This window comes from Bartonella heixiaziensis (genome assembly GCF_046245125.2).
In the GTDB taxonomy this organism is placed as follows: domain Bacteria; phylum Pseudomonadota; class Alphaproteobacteria; order Rhizobiales; family Rhizobiaceae; genus Bartonella; species Bartonella heixiaziensis.
This window is the reverse complement of sequence record NZ_CP176404.1, coordinates 612,925-635,040: the sequence shown is the minus strand read 5'-3', so window position 1 is coordinate 635,040 and position 22,116 is coordinate 612,925. Positions and strand designations below refer to the sequence as shown.

The 22,116-nt window shown below is 38.5% G+C and carries 10 protein-coding genes and 1 tRNA gene; 3 read left to right on the top strand and 8 right to left on the bottom strand.

What is annotated here, in order from left to right; genetic code table 11:
- Positions 1-171: 171 nt before the first annotated feature.
- From ACKC4Y_RS02710 to ACKC4Y_RS02695, 4 genes are all read right to left on the bottom strand, one after another.
- On the bottom strand, positions 172-654 hold the full coding sequence (locus ACKC4Y_RS02710) for a hypothetical protein (RefSeq protein WP_409361866.1): 483 nt from the start codon (positions 652-654) through the stop codon (positions 172-174).
- A gap of 579 nt (positions 655-1,233) precedes the next feature.
- Entirely contained in the window at positions 1,234-8,472 is a 7,239-nt protein-coding gene (locus tag ACKC4Y_RS02705; protein ID WP_409361865.1) for a two-partner secretion domain-containing protein, read from the bottom strand.
- A 25-nt stretch (positions 8,473-8,497) separates the two neighbouring features.
- Positions 8,498-10,246, bottom strand: coding sequence for a ShlB/FhaC/HecB family hemolysin secretion/activation protein (locus ACKC4Y_RS02700; RefSeq protein ID WP_409361864.1), 1,749 nt, complete (start codon positions 10,244-10,246; stop codon positions 8,498-8,500).
- A gap of 1,129 nt (positions 10,247-11,375) precedes the next feature.
- On the bottom strand, positions 11,376-12,752 hold the full coding sequence (locus tag ACKC4Y_RS02695; protein WP_409361863.1) for an amino acid permease: 1,377 nt from the start codon (positions 12,750-12,752) through the stop codon (positions 11,376-11,378).
- A 1,016-nt stretch (positions 12,753-13,768) separates the two neighbouring features.
- On the opposite strand from ACKC4Y_RS02695, the gene ACKC4Y_RS02690 reads away from it, so the two are divergent.
- The gene (locus ACKC4Y_RS02690; RefSeq protein WP_409361862.1) at positions 13,769-13,987 is read left to right on the top strand and encodes a hypothetical protein; all 219 of its coding nucleotides are present in this window, start codon (positions 13,769-13,771) and stop codon (positions 13,985-13,987) included.
- A 209-nt stretch (positions 13,988-14,196) separates the two neighbouring features.
- Here the strand turns inward: ACKC4Y_RS02690 and hutH are convergent, their stop codons facing one another.
- Positions 14,197-15,735 (bottom strand): histidine ammonia-lyase, encoded by a 1,539-nt coding sequence (gene hutH / locus ACKC4Y_RS02685; RefSeq protein ID WP_409361861.1) that lies wholly within the window; start codon positions 15,733-15,735, stop codon positions 14,197-14,199.
- Between the two features lie 499 nt (positions 15,736-16,234).
- A tRNA-Arg gene (locus tag ACKC4Y_RS02680) sits at positions 16,235-16,311 on the bottom strand.
- A gap of 269 nt (positions 16,312-16,580) precedes the next feature.
- Here ACKC4Y_RS02680 and ACKC4Y_RS02675 point away from each other — a divergent pair.
- Complete coding sequence (locus ACKC4Y_RS02675; RefSeq protein ID WP_409361860.1) at positions 16,581-17,354, top strand: NAD kinase; 774 nt, start codon at positions 16,581-16,583, stop codon at positions 17,352-17,354.
- Positions 17,355-17,502: 148 nt separating this feature from the next.
- Positions 17,503-18,906 carry a DEAD/DEAH box helicase gene (locus tag ACKC4Y_RS02670; RefSeq protein ID WP_409361859.1) on the top strand — a complete coding sequence of 468 codons (1,404 nt, stop codon included), beginning with the start codon at positions 17,503-17,505 and terminating at the stop codon, positions 18,904-18,906.
- A 61-nt stretch (positions 18,907-18,967) separates the two neighbouring features.
- Here ACKC4Y_RS02670 and gltX read toward each other — a convergent pair whose 3' ends face one another.
- Together gltX and ACKC4Y_RS02660 are read right to left on the bottom strand one after the other, a co-directional pair.
- Positions 18,968-20,347 carry a glutamate--tRNA ligase gene (gltX, locus tag ACKC4Y_RS02665; protein ID WP_409361858.1) on the bottom strand — a complete coding sequence of 460 codons (1,380 nt, stop codon included), beginning with the start codon at positions 20,345-20,347 and terminating at the stop codon, positions 18,968-18,970.
- A gap of 10 nt (positions 20,348-20,357) precedes the next feature.
- Positions 20,358-22,019: an NAD+ synthase gene (locus tag ACKC4Y_RS02660; protein WP_409362132.1), complete on the bottom strand. Its 1,662-nt coding sequence runs from the start codon at positions 22,017-22,019 to the stop codon at positions 20,358-20,360.
- Positions 22,020-22,116 lie beyond the last annotated feature (97 nt).

Sequence of the window (22,116 nt, the reverse complement as noted above, 5' to 3'; positions counted from 1 at the left end):
ACCGTTTTTTATATCGAATAGGTTTTTATACATAATGACAAAAAGGAATATCCACACAGTCTAGACGTCAATGATAGCATTGCCAATCTGGAAGCTAAACAACTTCACCTAGAATTGAGTTAAGAGAGCCATTGTTTTTAGCTCTCTCACCCATTTGTGTTTTTCATCCGCTTACTTCTTTGAGGATGCGCGTGACGCTGATGGTCGCTTTTGTAAAGCTTTTTTCATTTGTTGACGTTTTCTATCATTCTCAAAATGCGTTATCAAAGCACGTTCCTTTTTCGTTGCATTGGTCACACCAAAGGTATCATTATCCATAAACTGCTGATATCCCGCTATCATGAGATTTGCTAAAAAAGAATCACTTTTCGGAGATTGTGTAAAATAGATCCCCTTTGAATCTTGCAATTTATACCGATACCCTGCTTTTTTCATGCACTCATAAACTGAGGCAAATTCACTCGCATACGAATTCATATCTTGAGGAGAAAAATAAATCGGTTTCCATCCACATTTTGACAATGCTTGTTGAATCATGGACTGATCGGCACCGGATTTTTCCCATAATGCTGAAGTTGATGGAGGTGGTTGATTAATACATCCAACCATAGTTAGCAGAGCTATTCCACCCAATAATTTCAAGATTTTTTTCATTTTCCCCTTCCTTCAATGGGTTTGTTTACAATGAAACGGCTTGTAAGCCTATTAATATTTTTTGTTCCCGCTGTCCAAGATAACTATGGATATAGTGCGAATGATGAATAAAAAAACAACCTTGCACTCTCATAAAAGCAAGAGTGTGGGGATTGTTAATTAATACCAGCAACAAGGCTTAAGTCTGGCATTTAAGACTATTTTTATATTTTTTACAATGGATGCTATTTAAGCGCTTTTTGACACTTCGTTGTAGAATAACAGCGCTAGGATGAAAAATGGAAAAGTTTTCGGCTTTATAAATAATTTTTATACCACCTTCCCTTTTTATCTTTATAGCGGAATCCTGCTTGGAGCGTACAAACCTCAATGCTTTCCCACACATTGTTGATTAGATTTTTATTTTCTTTATCAAAATCATACGGCGCTGATCAACCACATTCTAACAGTACTTTTGCTGCCTCAGCAGAGTCTGCACTAGATTTCTCTCATATACTCAAAGTACCCTACAAAAGGCTTATTAAACTGACATCCATGATAGTTAACAAAACTATTGCATTCATAATTTTAAAGTTTGTTTCATTTTTCCTTCCTCGAATGAATTTGTACACGATGAGGTAAACCATAGAGCTGCGTACATCTTGGTTTCCCACTTCCAAGACAATTATGAACACTGATAGAATCAGTTATTATTTTGAATGTCTCTATCAACCCGTTACTGCCAGCAGGTATCTGTTCGAAGGTATAAGGGTTTCCTCCAATCCATCTTCCAACAAAGTCATATTTGTGATTTTCTAAACCGACACTCGTTTTTTTGCCATCACTCAATCTCTCTAACGTATCCGCCATGGCTTGAGCGTTAAAAGCCGGTGCAAAAAGATTGATCGTTGTTTTTCCCGCTAACCTATTTCTGCCCTTTTGATCTAAAGATTGCAGTGCATTGCCCACTGTCATGCTACCACGACTATAGGCATCAAAATGCAACCCATCATTGCCATGGAGAGTCATTAGAGTCTGCACTTTCCTTGTCGAATTGCTTAGACCAAAAAAGTTATTTTCCATAAACTTCTGATACCCCGCTATCATAAGCTCTGATAAGACTGTGTTGCTTTTGGGGAAATGTACAAAATAGTGTGGTTCATTCTTATTGTCTGCATGCTGAAGTGTATAAGCAGCCGCTTTATTTGCCGAAGTAAAAATTCCGTTGATAAAAATATGGATTTTACCATCAGATCCTGCCTGTAAACTTTGCTTTTCCTCAGGTGTTAAATAATGATATTGAGGAAAAACCCACCCCTTTTTATCTTTTAAATAGATAATCTTTCCCTTTTCATCGCGATCAATAATAGCGATAGGATGCTCTTTAATAAACATTGTTCTATAAGCTTCATCACTATATTGAAATCCTTTTTCCAACAATTGTGTTTTCATTTCGCGGTTTTCTCGGGCTATATGTTCCAGTTCTTCTACATCCAACCGTTCTATACCCTGATGAGCTTCAGTTGTATTGCGGTTAAGAGAGGCTATCGTTTGGTCGGCCATTTGCCCCGTCAACGCCTTCTGTTCGGTTTCATTTGTAATGATAACCGTACCGTTGCTGATAGCAGACTTGGTTTCTCCATCTACTGAATCATGAGATTTCCCGTGGTCAAAAGCATTTTTGGCAAGGTTTTTTGCAGTACCATATTTGCCCTGTTGCAATGCTCCACCCGCTGCAATGCTGATCTCATCGCTGTTCGCTTGAGCCTTTGCACTGTTAGCAATATCACTGGTCGTTATAGTCGCTGTTGTCAAAGTGTTTTTATCCGCGGAGGCAATGCTGTCAATGATGCCACTGGTGAGAGTTGTTTTCCCTGTAACAGTCATATCAAAGCCTTGCTTACCGACTTTAATCCCCGATTGTTCTAGAACGTTCTCATAATAGCTTGACGATTTGTTTTTCAGCCAATTGCCGTTTATATTTACTGCATCATCCTTTTCTTCGCCATGATAATGAACAAAAGCAGATTGCTGAGCGTTAAATGTTTGACCATTATCACTACGGCTAGCAATAGTAAAATCGCCGCCAATATTGGTTTTTATACTCTTTCCAGCAACAACAGCACCACTCAATGTTGTATCTGCCTCACTGGTGATGCGAATGTTCCCCGTACCTGAAAGATGGCTATTCTTGTGTTGAACACTCTCGTCAGACTTCTTTTGCTGGTTGAAAAAGCCATTACCCATCAAACTTATACTACTATTTCCATAGCTGTATCCAACATTGATGGAAGCGCTTCGCGATTTAGCTGTGCTTTTTTGCACATTTTGCGCACTTTCAAGAGTGATGTTCTGTCCTGCTTTCAGGATGATTTCTCTATTGTGTTCATTATTATACTCATCATTGTTTGGGATATAAGTAGAATTTACACCAATAATAACATCTGCTCCAAAATCATAAAGATTCCCTTTGTTAGCTTCAATACTGACAACACGCTTAGCTTCTATTTTGTCCGTGACCGCCATTGAGGCATGAGAAGATGCCTCTGTCTTATCAGACTTAAAACCTGTTATAATGCTGTAGGGAACATTTGCTGTATTAAGAAAAGTATCTTTTGTTGTTTCACTCTTTATCCCATTGTAAAGATTTTTGCCTTTGGTGCTGGCAATAGTACCGTTATTAATTTTGTCTTTACTCTCTCCATGTTTAAAATGCGTTGCTACATCTCCCACATCCTGTACAGTGCTCAAAAAATCAGCGTTGACAACAGCTTTAACTCCTGCAAACAAAGTGTCGTGCATTTCGTTAGCGTTAAAAACATTATGGCTTGCCAACAGCGTGACATCATTGCCTGCATAAACCTTGACATCACGGTCAGCCAAAATATCTGTTGCTTGCAAATGAGCATTATGTTTTGCGTTGATCTGCACATCTCGTCCTGCTGCAAAGCCAGCTTGATTCGCGAAATTTTCCTCTTTATGCGCTTTGTCTGTCGATGAAGCGATTCCAACACCGAGTGAGACACTGCTACGATTTTCTTTAAAATGAATACCAAAATCGGAGTACTTTTCTTCAAAATTCATCGAATGGCTTTTGTGCCCAGCAATAACACTAATATCATGCGCAGCGGAAAAAATAAGGTCTCTGCTTGCTGCAAGGTCAGAACTTTCCACTATCAAATCTGATTTTTCTGCAATGATGTTGACAGTACCACCAGCAACTATTGAAGTTCCTTTATGTGTACCTGTTTTGTCTGTTTGTGTTTGCGCTTTTCTCCCCCATAGTGATAAAGAGCTAGAGTTTGAACCAACCCCAAGACCAGACTTACGCTTTTCTGATTGAACGTTATAGTGCTCTTCCGTTCCAATGACTGAAACACTGGCTCCAGTTACAGTAATATCTTGACCAGCAAAGAGTTTTGACCCTGAAATCATCGTATCCTCTTTTGCCTCCATAACAATATTACCCTTTGCAGTAAAACCAGAAGAGAGCGTTGTTGACTGTTTCTGAAATTGGTTTGAAAATTGCCCTCTCAAAAATCTACTTTTTGACAGTCCTTTTTGCTGATTAAACTGCTCTTGCTCTCCTGTTATGATAATGTTACCGCCAGACACAATGAAAATATTAGCCGCCAAACTACCTTGACTTGTTACATTTTTCATTTCCTCTGCTGTACCAGCAACAAGTGCTGATCCAACGAATTGAGTATGTCTCCCTGAATCCAATGCTGCTCCTTTACTCCCTGAGATATTTGCGCTCACTATTTGCGCATTTGCAACATTGTGATGGACTGATTTACTGCCACCAAACACTCCACCAGTTGTGTGAAGTGATACCTCACGCTGTAAGCTATTTTCTGTATTGCTGATAAGAATATCATTGCTGGCTTTCAGCCCAACTTTGCCATCAGAGGTAACAGTGCTCCCCGTGATGGTGAGATCATGCTGTTTTCCATCTTTCCCCGCAACAGCTATAATATCACCCCCAGCTTTAATGGATGCCCCAACAAAAGCTGACACATGCCTGTCAATTGTCATGTTTTGCGTTTGAAGATGATACGCCATTTCATCTTTTCTTGCCCCTACAGTTACCTCCCCTTGTGCTCCAAGAGCAATATAACCCTCAGCGTTTAAAGTGGAAGCAGCAACATGAATATCTCGTCCGGATTTGACAGAGATATCTTTTCCAGCACTCAAATAAGAAGCTTTGTGCAACACTAGGCGTGATGTTTCACCATGAGTATTATTATTTATACTATTGTGTATAGCCTCTATCGAAACATTTCCCTCTGCTTGTAAGCGCAGAGTATCGTGGGCTTGAATACAAGAACTTGCAACATTCAAATCTTTCCCTGCTAAAAGTACCATCAAGCTTCCAGAACTCACTTTTGATGGATACTGTCCGACGGAATCACACTGTCCCATGCGGTTGGTGGTAGCTGTTGATCCTACAGACAAAGTGCCCTGTTCTGCTGACAACGCCAATCCCCTCCTTGTTGTGATACACACTCCTGAAGCTGTCACATCTTTTTTTGCGCTGGCAACAGCGTTACCACCTGCAAAAATTGCATCAGTTTTTAATGCTGTCTTGATGCTATCTACAGTGGTATGCCCTGTTTCAAAAAGAATGTTTTTATCAGCAACCAAAACAATATTATCACCGGCAGTTAAATGCCCTCCATGATTGAGAATATTACCACCCTTGATATACAATTGGTGTGATGCCTCAACCCGCCCTGAATTATTTATCGTTGAATTGCTCATATTCTTGGCGATAAGATCCACATTCTTTCCTGTTATCAAAGCACCAGCAGAAACAAAAGACGCTCTCTCTTTTTCTGGGATATAAAGTACGGGCGCATAAACATCCATACCCTTCACTTTTTGGCGCGTATAAATAACCATAGGAGTTTCTAGAGAAGCCAATTGTTCTGGTGTTAAAGCCTCACCAAAGGGGAGATGATGGGATTTTACATAATCAACTCCCTTGTCAAGTAAGGTTTTGACTTGTTCAATGGCATCACTTCCAGGAATAAAAGAGCCTTTTCCTAAACCTTGACCAACAAGATCACGCATTTGTTTTTCAATCAATTTCTTTTCGAAATACGCATCGCCTAAGAAAAAAATCTCCCGATCAGGATTGTAACCAATTCTCTTTAAATAATAAGAGACGCCATAAAACTTGCTGACATCAAAGAAATCTGTTTGAGTTTCATAAAGAAAATTTTGTTTGGGCAAAGTGCCATCATCTCCACCAGATTGGAGCTTTGATAAAGGCAAATCACTTCCATTGGAAAAAGCGTCACGATTGATTTTCTGGGTAAATAAACCACCACTAGCTGCTGTTAGGCTTTTCAATGCTTCTAATGGATTACCCGCAACCGCCTTTGCTTTAAAATGAGCACTTCCTGAAATGGAACCTTCCGCTGCCTTATTGTTTATTTGATCGACCACCAAATTGAGAGTGCCCCGCGCGCGAACAAGAGCAGAAACGGTATCTGTAGCTACTGAACCGGTATGGCGAAAAGTATCATTTGCTAGATCTAAAGCGCTATTGCGACTTCCATCCGCATTATAGGCATAGCAATTATCCGTGCCTGCTTTACAACCTAGATAGGTATTTTTATAAGTTGTTGCGCCTAAATTTGTCAGCACATCAGCATAAATATTAGCGTTTCCTCCCGCTTCCACAATGCTATAAAGATTATCAATGTTATCCGCATGAATAATAAGATCACCTGCAGATTGAAGAATACCCTGAACGGTTGGCTTATGCGAAAACCTCTGTGTAACAGTTTTTTCTGTCATGTATGACCAATCATTCCATACATACGTTTGCATGCGATTTTTTCCATCTGCCGCTGCGATTTTCCAAGTGAATGCCTTGTAGACTGTTCCACCATTCAAAGTTAATTTTCCATAGGTTCTTTCTTTTTTACCCCAAAGCGCTTCTTCCAAGATAAATTCTCTGTGTTCTAGGAAAGGATCATTAATGTCCCCTTTACTCCAAAGATCCAATGTTTTTTTGTTAAAGAGCCCCTCTTCATTAAGCGAAGAATAATTGTCGGGCTTTTCAAATGCAAAGAGATTGCTTTCAATTTTTTTAGTGTTCACCACAGGTGTACTATCGGCTTCATTTTTCAAACTGTTTGTTTTTATGGTTAAGTTTCCGCCTGCTTGAACAAAACCTGCTTTGTTGACAAAGGAAAGGCTCTTTCCGGTGCCTTGTGCATTGACGAACAACAAATTACGCTCTGCCAAAATGGTACCAAAATCATTCAAAAAAGCACCTTTGACTTTGAGAGCACCATTGCTCCCTGCATAGATAAAACCCGTTTTGCTGTTAGTAGCATCACCCATCACGGTAAAGGCAAAATCATGCCCCGCTGCTAATTGACCGCTATTTTCAAAAAAAACTGTTTTTATTGTCAGATCTCTAGCAGCTAAAACAGAGGTGTCCTTATCAGCTATAAAACTCGGAGCAATAAAAACAATGTCTTCAGATCCACCCGCTTCAGTGATCGCTCTCAGCGATGCTTTGTGAAGCTCAAGAGCATTTGTGCTGTTGAAATCTAAACCTCCATAAATCAAAGTGCTGCCTGAGACATCAATATGATCCGCATTTAAAAACAGCGTTTGCGGTGTATAAATATGAGAACGATCATTGCTCAAATTTAGGTTCTTTGCCGTCAATCTAACATCTCCACGCACAGACAGCACATTCTCAACACTAATCTCTCCAGACACCGATATTAGTGTTGCTGTGCCATAGCCGTCAATCTGATCATAATAAATGTCGTTGCCCGCAATAATTTTAACATCCTTTTTCGAAATGATGTGCTTTGCCTGAAGGGTATTGCTTTTTGATTTCAGCAAAACGCCTCCATGACCAAAAACATTCTTCAGAAAGATTTTTCCATCAGCAGAAAGATGCAACTGACCCGCATTCGCCGCCATATTATGACGCATCCGAACGCCAACGCCTTTTTCTGTTGCTACAAGTTTAATCTGGTCCGCCTGCAAAGCACCCAAGGCTGACCCATCTATCGCATATTCCGGTTTGCCGGTAATATCGGTAAGCTCTTTCATCTGCCGAGACGCATAATCAAAATGACCTGTCCCAGCTGTCACTCCAATCTCCTTGCCCGCAACAGCTCCTTCAAAATGCACCGTGCGTGAGACAATATCAACAATATCAACAGCCCCTTGACCTGAGAAAAAAATTGCTCCCTTTGCTCCAAAGGTGATGTCCCCACCTCGCACCTCAAAGCCTTTCAAAAAACCGCTCGCATCAATTTCTGGAACACCTGTGGTTAAGGTCGCATGTGGCGTATTGATAAAGCCACAACCATCACAGCTTATCCCATTGGGATTGGCTATAATCACATCGGCTTGATGCCCAAAAACCTCTCCTGGACCATTCAAGGCACTGCTCTTGCTGCTGGTGACTTCATTTAAAATAACTTTCGCTGAACCAGAATAGCGCAAATGCGGATTGCCCGGCATAATGCCCCCCAACTGAGATTGCCCTACTTCTTGCGCATGATTGTTGAGAATGACACCTGGATTGCCAATATTAAAATCGTAATATTTATTGTGTGATAAGCCCTTGCCATTGGGTGTGACAATATCAATCGAGGGAACCCCATTGGACGCTGCCACAATATCCGGACGATATGCGCTACCTGCGTTAGGATCCACAGCAATTTGTGCCTGAACCGCTGGAAATTGGAACAGAAAAGATAAACAAATTCCGCTTACCAAAACCTTTTTTAGCATCGTACTGGAGACTAAAACGCCCAATAAAGTTGCTCTTTTTGCTCTCTTCTCATATCTCATGCTTTAACTCCCCAAGAAAAGACGCTTAAAGATTCATTGTTAATGTCACAAAAGCCGTTCCTGACTTCTTGTGTTTGACTGTGCTCCACAGAACACTCGAATAGCTTGCATCAAGGGAGACAATCCCCCCCACAAGTTTGACACCCGCTGTCCAACTCGCAAGCTGTTCACCGGTAATTCCATACAAGGGTTGCGAAAACACACGCCCATAGTCCAAACCAACAAAGGGACGAAGTTCCCCCAAAACCTTTTTCAGAGAAGCATTGTTGCGCCATGGAACTGCGCGCAAAGACAAATCATTACGGCTAAAAAAACCGTTATTGCCAAAAATTAAACTCTCACGCGTTCCACGAACATTGGAAACGCTCCCCAACGAAATCTGCTCAGCACCCAGTAAATTATGCAGAGAATATTGCCCTACCAAAAGGGTATTAAAGATGAAGTCTAAGCCTCCAACCTTAAAGGGTGTCATGGTACTGAGTGTGCCGGTAAATTTAGCAAATTGTGGCTCTGCATCCCCTGCCCCTGGAGCATGTTTCTTTACTGAATGAAACAAGGGAAGGCCTTGCAAATAACTCACATCAAAAGTCCAAGTCCCCTCTAACATTTGGCGGGAATGCGAAATCCCAAAATTGGCTACGCTATATTGACGGCTGCCAACCTCTATCTTATTACCAAGGAGGTAATTGTTGGTTCTTTTATAAGAAAGACCCACATTAAGCGTTGTAAGTGAAACACTATCGCGGTGAAGAACCCTGCTTGTACTAGCGTGCAACTCACTGGAATCCCCCGTCGTTTCAATATCGGTAAAATTGCCAGAAATTACGCTTTGGTAATTATAAACAGTGCCATTCAAACCAAAGGTCCAATAACCGTACGGGACACTCACACTCGCTGAAATATCGTTACTATGTCCTTCTTGCTTACTCCCACCCCAATAATCTGTCTCACTGCGCTGATAGCTAAAATCCCACGCATCATTCATCCCTAAAATATTCTCCAGTTTTAAGCCTGCACTATAACGCGCATAACCTGTGGAGGATTGTCCCATATTGTCATGGGAAACGGTAACCTTGAAAGCTTTCTCAGAGTGATTGTTAATATTAACAATGGTGCTGCCCTCTTCTCTTCCTGGAAGAAGTTCGCTTTGAGCATGTGCTGACTGGAGCCTGTTGATCTGATCAAGCCCCTGTTCAATATCGCGCATATTGAGAATGCGCCCTTTAAGCCCAGGAAAAGCACTCCACACAACATTGTTATAACGAGACGCTGGAGAACCATTATAGTAAATCTCTGAGAGCTTGCCTTCTTCAACAACAAATTTGAGTGTCTTGCTGTTTTTGATATCTTGATCGGGAATATAAAAACGCGCCGTCACATAGCCTTTATCGAGATAGACCTTGGTTAACTGTTTGATCAATGTCTGGATATCAGAAAGCCCGATACATCTCCCAATATAAGGCTCGGTTACGGCTGCAAGAGCGTGCTTTTTGACGTGATGCACTCCCTCAACAACAATATGATGAATGGCAAAGCAGTCTTCATCACTAAGACGCGCGCCTTGCTCTCTTTCAGGAGAACTGTTCATGCCTTTAGGCGTTAAAGCCTGTAAATGCTCAAGCTTCTGTAATCTTTGCTGTTCACTATGCTCACGAAAAAAATTATCTGTGGGTGTTTGCGCAGATGCTGTAAAAAAATTAAAAAAACTAAACAATAAAATAAAAGAAACAAAAACTCTTAATAAGCAATCTTGGCTTAATATTATAAAAAACATTATAGATTGGCTCCACGCATTTGTATTTTATGAAAAACTGCCTAAAGAAAATTTGGTGACGACAGAACATCCATTTAAAATGGAAAAAATGACTGCTTCCATATCGTCCTCTTTATAAAAGTACGCACGGTGTTCTGTCTTATTTCAATTGTGATAAAATCTGTTCTTCCCATCTTCGCCATCAACCCTGTAACGAAAACCATCAAACAGATAAACATCCAGTAGAATAACACCTGCCAATAAAAGGAACTATCGGTTCATTCTCTATCTTTTCTGCCACAAAAATGTAGCAGCTATACCAAGATCTTCGTACTTTCACACCATACTGAATGCTACTGTATCCGTGAAATTTCCCATTGTTTCGTTATTTCAGCTCTTTTTTATGAAGACTTAGAGAGCACACAACGGTCAAACTAATCCTAAAGTTATTTTATTTAAAATCCTGCTTGTTGTTGGTCCTTTGTATGGCTTGTTATGTAGCAAATTATATAACAAATAATACATAATGGATAAATTATAGAAAAACATAAGCGTTCATCCCCACTTTTGTAATCGTTACAATAAACTTACCAAATAATTATAAATAAATAAGTTATATTTAAAGCAATATGAAGTTTTCATTTTATTATAAAAATTAAAAATATCAATATATAAAATAATAAATTTTAAACAAAATGATATTTTTAATGAGTAAACTTATTTTATTAATTGTTTTATGATTATAATTTATATGTATTTTTGTTTAGCTAATGTTAAATGAAACAATATTTTTATAAAACCAAAAATAATGATTTCGGTATAATTATTTTATCAAACAATACCGCAAAGATCAGAGGGAGATCTCCCTCTTTTCACGATACTTTTGTATGTGGGGAAAAGCTTGTAGCCAAAACTGATGTAATTGAAGTTGGAGAAGCAAATTTATGTAATTGCTCGTTCGTCAGCAATGACCTGTCGATTTTATAACTATCCCTGCTTTATATGATTTGACAGCCATTATCAGCAATAACATACATATCTCTTCCAAACAAAATGAGAATTAGCAGGTCATTTCTAATTTTTGTTGAGCAATTACCCTTCTACTATCAAATTATCAGCTTTTTACCCTAACTTAATTCTTATTCGTACTTTATTGCTCCTTGTTTTTTTTCAGATTATAAAATTTAAGTGCATAGAAGCAAATAACAAGCCAAATAACCCAACTAATACCTACAACTAAAACTGGTCGTGTATCATCAAAAAAACATAAAAGCACAAAAATAAAAACCATAAATAATATAGAAAAAATTGGTCCTATTGGCCAAAATGGAATTGGAAATTTCAAACCAGATTGCACTTCTTTAGGCATTTTAAGCCGCATAAAAATTTGCGAAAATAATATCATCATCCAAACAAAAACTGTCGCAAATGTTGCCATTGCTGCAATGAGAAAAAAAAGCTGTTCATGGAACAAATAATTCAGAACAACTCCAAAAAGAAAAATACCTAAAATCAATAAAATAACAAAAATTGGTATACCATTTTTAGATAAATATTGAAACTTCTTTAAAGCATAACCTTCCTGCGAAAGCCCATGTATCATGCGGGCAGCGCCATACATCGCACTGTTCATTGCCGAAACAGCCGCTATAACAACAACAATATTCAGAATATTAGCTGCCGCTGAGATCCCAAGACTTTCAAAAATTGAAACGAAAGGACTATCCATAAGGCCAATTTTATTCCAAGGATAAAGTGACATTAAAATGGCTAAGCTCATGATATAAAAGAGCAAAATACGTACAGGAGTAGAATTAATGGCCTTTGAGAGTGTTTGATGAGGATCTTGTATTTCCATCACTGCCATACCGATGATTTCTACACCACCAAAAGCAAAGACAACAACACTAAAGCAAGCCAAAAAACCAAACCAACCATTGGGAAAAATACCTCCATTTTTCCATAAATTATGGACACTCACAGGGGAAGAAGTAGGATTTGTTCCCCAACCATACAAAATAATTACTATTCCTAAGATAATCATTGCGATGATAGCAATAATTTTAATAGAAGACAGCCAAAATTCTAGCTCACCATATACTTCTACTGCTGCCAAGTTAATACTGGTAATGATCAATGTAATGCTGAGTGCCCATACCCAAGGAGCAACATCAGGATACCAAAAACCCATATAAGTCGCAAAAGCCGTGATATCAGCCAAGCCAACAAGAAGCATCTCAAAAACATATGTCCATCCTGTTAAAAAACCTGCCAATGGTGATATGTAGTTTGCAGCATAACGAGCAAAAGAACCGGGAAGTGGATTGTGAATAATCATCTCACCGAGAGCCCGCATAACCATAAAAATAGCAAAACCAGAAATACAATAGGCTATGAGAACACTTGGACCAGCAAGCTTAATCGCTTGTGCAGACCCATAAAAAAGGCCCGTTCCAATAGCAGAGCCAAGAGCTAAAAAGATAACTTGGCGCTTGCTCATACCTCGTTTAAGCTCATTTGTTCCCATTTTTTTCCTTCTTCACTGAATTGTTGACGAAAAACCATACGACAATGCTGACTTTATCCATCATAAAGCCTCATTTTTCTCCCGAAGGTATATTTAAAGAGCATTGAACAATGCCTATCAGACGCTCTATCGTAAACAATGAAAAGCACTCTTATTAGAAGTTATTCAGCTTTTTCACCGCTCACATTTTTTGTCATGTTATTTTGATCAAATGGTAATGCAATTTTTTATAATTGTCCTTTAATTTATTTTCATATTCTCTATTTTTGTTTTGCAGAAAAAATGCTGAATTTGATGAGACTACTAATTGCAACCCTCTCTTTTCACTTCACAGAAATAGAAGCCTAAAATTCGTAAAGCTACATTTTGGGCAAGTCAATAAATTTTCTATCGGTACCTTAAGCAAATTCTCTGTTACTTTTCTAGCTTACAACAAACACAAATTGTGTACAACATCCCATGAAACAACTTTTAACACCAACTGAATGGATTCAAATCAGTAATTAAAGTGCACTCAATCCACTCCTTAGGAAATCTAATTACTTTAAAACACACGTTTTCCCTAAAAGAGCTATTTTGCCTCATGGTGATCTGATTTATCAGTATAAACTTATAAAAGCCAATATTGAAAAAATTGCTTTTAGGAGTGATTTAATCTTTCATTTTTTGCTTATCTTCTATAACATAATTAAAGTATAGATTTTGAAATTATAAATATTTTATTGTGATTTTACCATTCATAAAGAATAGATTATATCTATTGTATACAATAAAACTAAAAATTTTATCATGCATTTCTCTTTTTTAAGATATTTTATGATTTTTTAGAATTATTTTAAATAACAAAAGGGGGAAAAATGTTTAAAAGCAATATATTATGTATTTTTATAACAGTTATTTTTTGTTTTTTGCAAATTGTGGAAGTTAATGCAAATCTTGGGAGAAGCAGATCTCAAGAAAGTCTTTTCATTGCCACAACGTCACATGAAAAAGATATCCTTGTTGAGACGAAAAATATGGTTATCATTCGCATTTCAAATCAAAACACTATAGAAAAAGGTGGATCTACAATCAGAGAAAAAGTTAAAAAAGGAGTTATGATCGCTACCATAACTTTTTTGCTTGGAAAACTTGCACTTAAGGGGGTAATTTGGTTTAAAACATGGGCCGTAGAGACACTTTCCAACACCCTTTCCAAAGCTTTTAAAGATTGGCGAGATTCACTATATTACTGATTTTAGGCCGTTTCTGTTGATATTAAAAAGCTAGTTCATACGCTGTTATGCACACCTAAAGAGATAATTGGATACAGATACCCCACTGCATACTAGCTGATAAATGAGTACATATTCATTTATTACTCAAATATATCAGTTCACCCAATTTTATATAAGAAAATTCATAAATTAAGTGTCTCCCTTCCCTACTAGAATCTAAATAACTATTATTTGGATTCTAGTGATGGAAAAATTATTTTTGGTAAAATGGACAATAAGTGCCCCTCACTTACAAGTATGTGCCCCTTATGAAGATCTGGAGCCATATAACGATCTCCCTTAAGGGTATCAATATTTTTGCGTAGGTGCTCCATAACAGACTGTAGAAAGGAGCTTGTTTTTAAAGGAGTACGATATTCAATTCCTTGTGCTGCAATAAGCGTTTCAATGCCAATAATAGTAAAAAGATTTTCACTCATTGCTAATAGCCGACGCGCACCATGGCAAGCCATTGAAACATGATCCTCCTGATTTGCCGAAGTTGGTGTCGAATCAACTGAAGCAGGATGTGCCATTTGTTTATTTTCAGACATTAAAGCAGCTGAAGTTACTTCAGCAATCATAAAACCTGAATTAAGGCCCGCATTTTGCGCTAAAAAAGCTGGAAGTCCATAAGAAACTGCTGGATCAACCATAAGGGCAATACGCCTTTGCGAAATGGAACCTATCTCACATAAAGCAAGAGCGATCTGATCAGCAGCAAATGCTACAGGTTCAGCATGAAAATTTCCACCTGATACAACCTCACCATCGCTTAAAATTAACGGATTATCTGTAACTGCATTTGCTTCAATAATCAGTGTTTTTGCTGCTGCGATAAGAATATCAAAACATGCCCCCATAACCTGTGGTTGACAACGTATACAATAAGGATCTTGTACACGGATATCATCGCGCAAATGTGCAGACCGAATTTCTGAATCCTCTAAAAGCTTTTCTAATGTTTGTGATACGACAATCTGCCCATAATGTCCCCGTAAAATATGGATATCAGGATGAAATGGAGCTGTTGATCCCATGACGGCATCTGTCGTCAATGCTCCTGCAAGAAGTCCACCACACAATGCCCTATAACCACGAAAAAGACCTGCAAGAGCAAGTGCTGTTGATGTTTGGGTACCATTGATAAGAGCTAAACCTTCTTTTGCTTCTAAAACAACAGGTGACAATCCTGCTTTTTCTAAAGCAGCTGCCCCACTCATGCGAATATTTTGAAAGAACGCTTCTCCCTCTCCCATCATAACAGCGGCCATGTGAGCAAGAGGCGCAAGATCACCTGATGCACCAACAGATCCCTTTTCGGGGATGACAGGAATAACTCCATTTGCAAGCATGTTTTCTAACAAATGCACCAATTCTAGACGAACACCAGAAGCTCCTCGCCCGAGCGAAATGAGTTTTAAGGTCATCATCAGACGTACAACATTTTCAGGTAAAGGTTCCCCCACACCACAACAATGTGACAAAATAAGATTTCTTTGTAAAACCGTCACATCATTTACATCAATTTTAATCGACGCTAATTTTCCAAAACCAGTATTGATGCCGTAAACTGGCTCACTTCCCGCAGCAATTTCAGCAATGCGATCTGCTCCCTTTTTGATAGCTAGATGCGTATCATTATGAAGTTTGCTTACTTCACCATTCCAGTAAATAGCTTCAAGTTCGCTAAGCGTTACTTTACCAGGATTTAGTACAATAGTCATAATCTTCTCTCTCGCTCATTTATAGCTTATATTCATACTGCCCATTTGTTTATGAAACAGAAAAAGCACTTTTGCTCTCTAACGCTTATGTGGGATTAAAATTGTTTGGATAAACAAGCTATGCTCTTAAATAACAAAACAAAAATATCGAAAACAAAATTTCTCAATTCCAATTGGCTGAATAAAATAATGGAAAAAATAGCTTTACTTCATAAATTAAAAAGCATTTTCTACTTTGTGTACAGAGTGTAGTGCCGTTGGCAAAATAACAGCAATTTTCTCTGTTAGTCCCCCCACTTTCTTAATTTCAATATTCCAAATAATAAACCAGAATGGCTCCATAAAAAGCAACAAACTTGCTCATTTTAAAATTACTTTCACCATTTAGTGTATAACTTAATAATGCACTTTAATGAAATTTCCTTTTAAAATAAGAATATTTTATTTTCAAAAAAATCAATACTGTTACAAAAATGATACAAAATGGTAGTGAAGAGTTTGGTGCACCCGACAGAATTCGAATCTGTGACCTCTGCCTTCGGAGGGCAGCGCTCTATCCAGCTGAGCTACGGGTGCTTAAAACTGATTATTAAAATCATCCGTAGCCTTTTAACTGATCACACTCTCAGCTTCAATGGAGAATTATCATTCTGATAAAAAATACTTGTTTATGATTTATGCAACTACGCACATTTCTCATCCTCTCCTGCCATGAGACTTTATCTCAAAACAGCTTCCTTTTCGCACAAAATTCTTTTCTTGTTGAGAAAACAGCTTTTATTACAACTTCAAAATTCTCAAAAAGTAAGTTACAAAATAAATTGCAAATATCAGGATAATCCTTAATGACTAAATTACCAAGCCGCTTTCATTTTATCTCTGCAGAAACTATAGATGCCACTAAAGCTACCCATAAATTAATTTCCATTTACGGTCATTCTTCTCTCGAAGAAAGTGATGTTGTTGTTGCAATTGGTGGTGATGGAACAATGTTACAAACAGTGCGGGACGTTATGAACACCGGAAAACCTATTTACGGCATGAATCAAGGTTCTGTAGGATTTCTTATGAATGAATTTCATGAACAAAAATTGCCAAATCGCATTGCTGTCGCACATAAAAAGGAAATTCATCCCCTGCGCATGATTGCAAAAGCTGAATGTCAAGAGTATATTGAGGCACTCGCAATCAATGAAGTCTCGTTATTCCGTCAATCTTACCAAGCAGCAAAAATCCGTATCAGTATTGATGACAACGTTCGTATGGAACAATTAAATTGCGATGGTATCCTCGTTGCAACACCAGCAGGATCTACTGCATATAATTTATCAGCACATGGACCTATCTTGCCCCTCATGGCTCCCCTTATGGCACTTACTCCCGTTAGCCCCTTTCGTCCTCGTCGCTGGCATGGAGCACTGCTTCCCAATACGGCAATAGTACGCTTTGATATGCTCGAACCTAAAAAACGTCCTGTAAATGCTGCTGCCGATAATGTCGAGGTAAAATCTGTCCATTCAGTTACTATTTCAATGGCAACAGAAGTAACAGCCTCAATCCTTTTTGACTCTAACCATTCATGGGATGAACGTATTTTATCAGAACAATTTCGCTATTAATTATTGTATTATGCTTTCTCTAGGTATATGGCCGTTAGAGTTGACTTTTTTATGAAGGCACTTTAACCCTCTTTAAGAGCATCGAATACTTAAATCTCACGAATAGTTCGGATAGAGAAGTTAAAATCGCAGAGCAATTGATAGAAAAATGATACCACCTTTAAAAAGTTTTGATGATTTGGGCCTTTCCGAAAAGGTTATTAAAGCAGTAAAGTCAGCGGGGTATACGGTTCCAACACCTATTCAGAGTGGAACAATCCCTCACGTGCTTCAAAGAAAAGATGTTCTAGGTATTGCTCAAACAGGGACTGGGAAAACAGCTTCTTTCGTTTTACCTATGCTCACACTGCTTGAAAAAGGGCGTGCAAGAGCGCGAATGCCCCGTACTCTCATATTAGAACCAACACGAGAACTTGCAGCCCAAGTCGAAGAAAACTTCGATAAATATGGAATAAATCATCGTTTAAATGTTGTACTTTTGATTGGTGGTGTTTCTTTTGAACACCAAGATCGTAAACTTGAACGGGGTGCTGATGTTCTTATCGCAACGCCAGGACGTCTTCTCGATCATTTTGAACGCGGTAAATTGCTTCTGATGGGCGTGGAAATTCTTGTTATTGATGAAGCTGATCGCATGTTGGATATGGGCTTTATTCCTGATATTGAACGCGTCTGTAAACTCACCCCTTTTACACGTCAAACTTTGTTCTTTTCTGCAACAATGGCGCCAGAAATTGCAAAACTAACAAAGCAATTTTTACATTCTCCTGTTTCTGTTGAAGTTACAAAAGCATCCTCAACCGCAACCACAATTACACAGCGGCTCGTCAAATCGGGAAGTAAGTCATGGGATAAAAGAGCTGTTTTGCGAGAACTTATTCATAATGAAGGTGCAGAGCTTCAAAACGCTATTATTTTCTGTAATCGAAAAAGAGATATCTCTGAACTTTTTAGATCTCTCGTCAGACATAATTTTAGTGTAGGTGCACTTCATGGAGATATGGACCAATACTCGCGCATGAGCACATTGGCCGATTTTAAAGACAATAAACTCACACTTCTTGTTGCATCTGATGTTGCCGCCCGTGGACTTGATATCCCAGCCGTAAGCCATGTCTTCAACTATGACGTTCCCACACATGCTGAAGACTATATTCATCGAATTGGTCGTACAGGGCGTGCAAATCGTAGTGGAAAAGCTTTTACAATTGTTACAAAAACTGACCAAAAATATATCAGTGCTATTGAAGAAATGAGCAATGAAAAAATTGAATGGCTCAATGGGGATCTCTCTACTTTAACGACCGATAATCAAGAAGACGACATCACTGTAAAGAAAAAATCTCAAAAATCAGTAAAGAAGACTTCTCAAAAAGGACGCGCTGTTCGAACTAAAAAGTCTTTACAAGATAATAAAGTGGATGACATAGAAACTGCAAAAAATAAAGAAAAGCCACCTGAACAGCATCATCCTCGAAACAATAAGAATTACACTCCCCTTGGGTTTGGCGATGATATTCCAGCATTTATGCTCATAAAAACCCGCACTTAAACTGAAAGTTTGCTTTTTTATAAGGCAAAAAATGAGTAAAGTGCTCTGAAAGAGCTGGCTTTTATTCCCCTTGGATAGTTAGTCTTTCTATTACTTTCTCACGTCCCAAGAGCGGCAAGATTTTTCCCATTTCAGGTCCATGATCCATGCCTGTAAGTGCCTGACGTAATGGCATAAACAAAGCTTTTCCTTTTCGACCTGTTTTTTCTTTTAATGCTGTTGTCCAAATTTTCCAACTTTCATCCTTCAATACACCCTCAGGTAAGAAATCGAGTGATTGGCGCACAAAAGCACGATCCTCTAGTACCACTGTATCAAAGCTCTGTTTATCATGAATAATTTTCCACCACAAAACAGCATCATTTACTTTATCAATATTACTTTTTATCGCGTTCCAAAAACACTCAGCCTTTTCTCCATCAATAGAAAGACTTTTAAGTCGCATTTTTACTTCTTCATAGGTTAACTCATGGACAAGATGACTGTTCAAAGCAAGAAGATCAGAAATATCAAATTTTGCAACGGATCTTGACGTATCTTGGAGATTAAAATGCTCTAAAAGCGCTGCCTGATTGGGATAGGGATACACATTTTGTGATGTCCCAATCAAAACAGCAAGACTCTGAACAGCTATAGATTCAAATCCTTCTTCCCGTAGAGAACGAATAGAAAGATCATTGTTACGTTTTGAAAATCCTTTTCCTAAAACTGTCGCCAATAAATTGATATGACCAAAAACCGGTAATTCTGCATTAAGAGCTTTAAAAAGAGCAATTTGAGCGCCTGTATTTGTAATATGATCATCTCCACGAATAATATGCGTAATAGCCATATCTACATCATCAACAACAGACGGCAATGTATAAAGATAGCTTCCATCTTCGCGAATGAGAACAGGATCTGAAAGAGACGCCAAATCAATCGTCTGCTTTCCCTTTATTGCATCATTCCAGCAAACTTCTGTTCGCTTTGTTTGCAAAGGATCATTTTCAAAATTAGGAAGAAGAAAACGCCAATGGGGCTTACGACCTTGTGATTCAAAGTTTTTTTTCTCTTCTGCTGTCAATTTTAATGCTGCACGGTTATAAATAGGAGGCAATTTGCGTGAAAGCTGGATTTTACGACGCCGCTCTAATTCTTCTGCAGTCTCATAACAGGGATAAAGAAGCCCGCGTTGTTTAAGAATTTCCGCAACTTCATCATATCGATCAAATCGCTTAGATTGGTAATAAATTGAATCTGGTTGAATACCAAGCCATTCAAGGTCAACAGCAATAGCATCGATATATTCTTGTTTAGAACGTTCAGCATCTGTATCATCATAGCGCAAAATAAATTCTCCCTTATACGCTTGCGCATAAAGCCAATTGAAAAGCGCACTACGGATATTGCCAATATGAATATAACCTGTTGGAGAAGGAGCAAAACGAACTTTAACCATAAAATAATACTCAATTTTTATCGCGAAAATGATTGACTATGGGATAGCGACGATCGCGTCCGAAATTCTTGTAACTGATTTTTACACCGGGTGCAGATTGCTTTCTTTTATATTCGGCACCATAAAGAAGATGTTCAATTTTCTCAACAGTTTCCCGTGAATAGCCACGTTTAACAATATCACAAATACTCATGTCATTTTCTACAAGAGATTGCAAGATATCATCTAGAATAGGATAAGGAGGAAGAGAATCTTCATCTTTTTGATTTTCCCGCAGCTCTGCAGAAGGCGCTTTTTCTATAATATTGGATGGAATGACAATTCCTTCTGGTCCCTCAAAATTTTGCAAGTGATTTTTATTGCGCCACTCCGCTAATGCAAAAACCTGCATTTTATAAACATCCTTAATAGGATTGAAGCCTCCATTCATATCACCATAAAGTGTTGCATATCCCACAGCCATCTCCGACTTATTGCCTGTTGTCACTACCATTGAGCCAAATTTATTGGAAAATGCCATTAAAAGTGTACCGCGTATACGGCTTTGAAGATTTTCTTCTGTCACATCAGACGGCAACCCTAAAAAAAACGGCGCCATTGTATTCAAAAAAACCTCAACAGGTTGCTCAATCGGTATTATTTCATAATGACACCCTAAAAGACGAGCACACTCTTTAGCATCTTCTAACGATTCTTGCGAAGTATAGTGGTAAGGCATCATTATGGTGCGAACTCTCTCAGAGCCAAGAGCATCCACCGCTATTGCTGTACAAAGTGCTGAATCAATCCCTCCTGAAAGACCAAGGATAACATTCTTAAAGCGGTTTTTATTGACATAATCTCTCAAACCCAAAACACAGGCTTGATAATCAGCAGCTAACCCATTGAGAAGATTTTCATTGGGACCAGAAACACATTGCCATCCTGTCGTTTTTCGTTGCCAATGGCTCAAAGCAAGATGACTCTCAAAATGTTTCATTTGAAACACCATTTTTCCTTGTCCATTCAGCGCAAAAGACCCCCCGTCAAAAACAAGCTCATCTTGACCACCAACTGGATTAGCATAGATAACTGGCACACCAGATTGAAGCGCTTGCTCACGCACAACTTCTACACGTTTTAGTGTTTTCTTGCGGCAATAGGGAGATGCATTAAGAACGAGAATAATCTCAGCTCCTTCATTGCCAAGCTCCGCACAAAGTGAAGAATCATTCCAAATATCTTCACAAATCACTATTCCTAGTCCTACCCCACGATAGATAAGAGGCTTAGGGCGCGGACCAGGAGAAAATACACGCTTTTCGTCAAACTCTGCATAATTAGGCAAATCAAATTTCAAGCATTCAGCAATTATCCGGCCTTCATCAAGAAGCATAGCAGCATTGTAAATTTTACCATCCCGCCTTAAAGGAAGACCAATCACGATTCCAGTTCCCCCTGCTGTTCCCTTTGCTAATTCCTTAACAGCATCTTCACATGCTTTCGTAAAAGCAGGCTTCAGAACAAGATCTTCTGGTGGATAAGCACTGATAAAAAGCTCAGGGAATAAAACAAGGTCAGCTCCCTTTTCTTTAGCCTCCTGATACGCCCTTACGGCAAGAGAAAAATTTCCCTCAATATCACCAACAACAGGATTTAATTGGGCAACGGCTACCCGAAAATCATTTTTCATAAGTCTTTGTATCATTTCATTAGTTTTGGAACCACAACTCTATTTTAATCACCAAAAATATTCCTTTTCTTACCCCCCCTTACAAAAACCTAAAATA

Bases quoted from the DNA above. Each gene is read 5' to 3' on its own strand.
- ACKC4Y_RS02675 (WP_409361860.1), top strand. From the start codon at position 16,581: ATGACTAAATTACCAAGCCGCTTTCATTTTATCTCTGCAGAAACTATA.
- ACKC4Y_RS02690 (WP_409361862.1), top strand. From the start codon at position 13,769: ATGGTTATCATTCGCATTTCAAATCAAAACACTATAGAAAAAGGTGGA.
- ACKC4Y_RS02700 (WP_409361864.1), bottom strand. From the start codon at position 10,246: ATGTTTTTTATAATATTAAGCCAAGATTGCTTATTAAGAGTTTTTGTT.
- ACKC4Y_RS02670 (WP_409361859.1), top strand. From the start codon at position 17,503: ATGATACCACCTTTAAAAAGTTTTGATGATTTGGGCCTTTCCGAAAAG.
- ACKC4Y_RS02695 (WP_409361863.1), bottom strand. From the start codon at position 12,752: ATGGGAACAAATGAGCTTAAACGAGGTATGAGCAAGCGCCAAGTTATC.
- hutH (WP_409361861.1), bottom strand. From the start codon at position 15,735: ATGACTATTGTACTAAATCCTGGTAAAGTAACGCTTAGCGAACTTGAA.
- gltX (WP_409361858.1), bottom strand. From the start codon at position 20,347: ATGGTTAAAGTTCGTTTTGCTCCTTCTCCAACAGGTTATATTCATATT.
- ACKC4Y_RS02705 (WP_409361865.1), bottom strand. From the start codon at position 8,472: ATGAGATATGAGAAGAGAGCAAAAAGAGCAACTTTATTGGGCGTTTTA.
- ACKC4Y_RS02710 (WP_409361866.1), bottom strand. From the start codon at position 654: ATGAAAAAAATCTTGAAATTATTGGGTGGAATAGCTCTGCTAACTATG.
- ACKC4Y_RS02660 (WP_409362132.1), bottom strand. From the start codon at position 22,019: ATGAAAAATGATTTTCGGGTAGCCGTTGCCCAATTAAATCCTGTTGTT.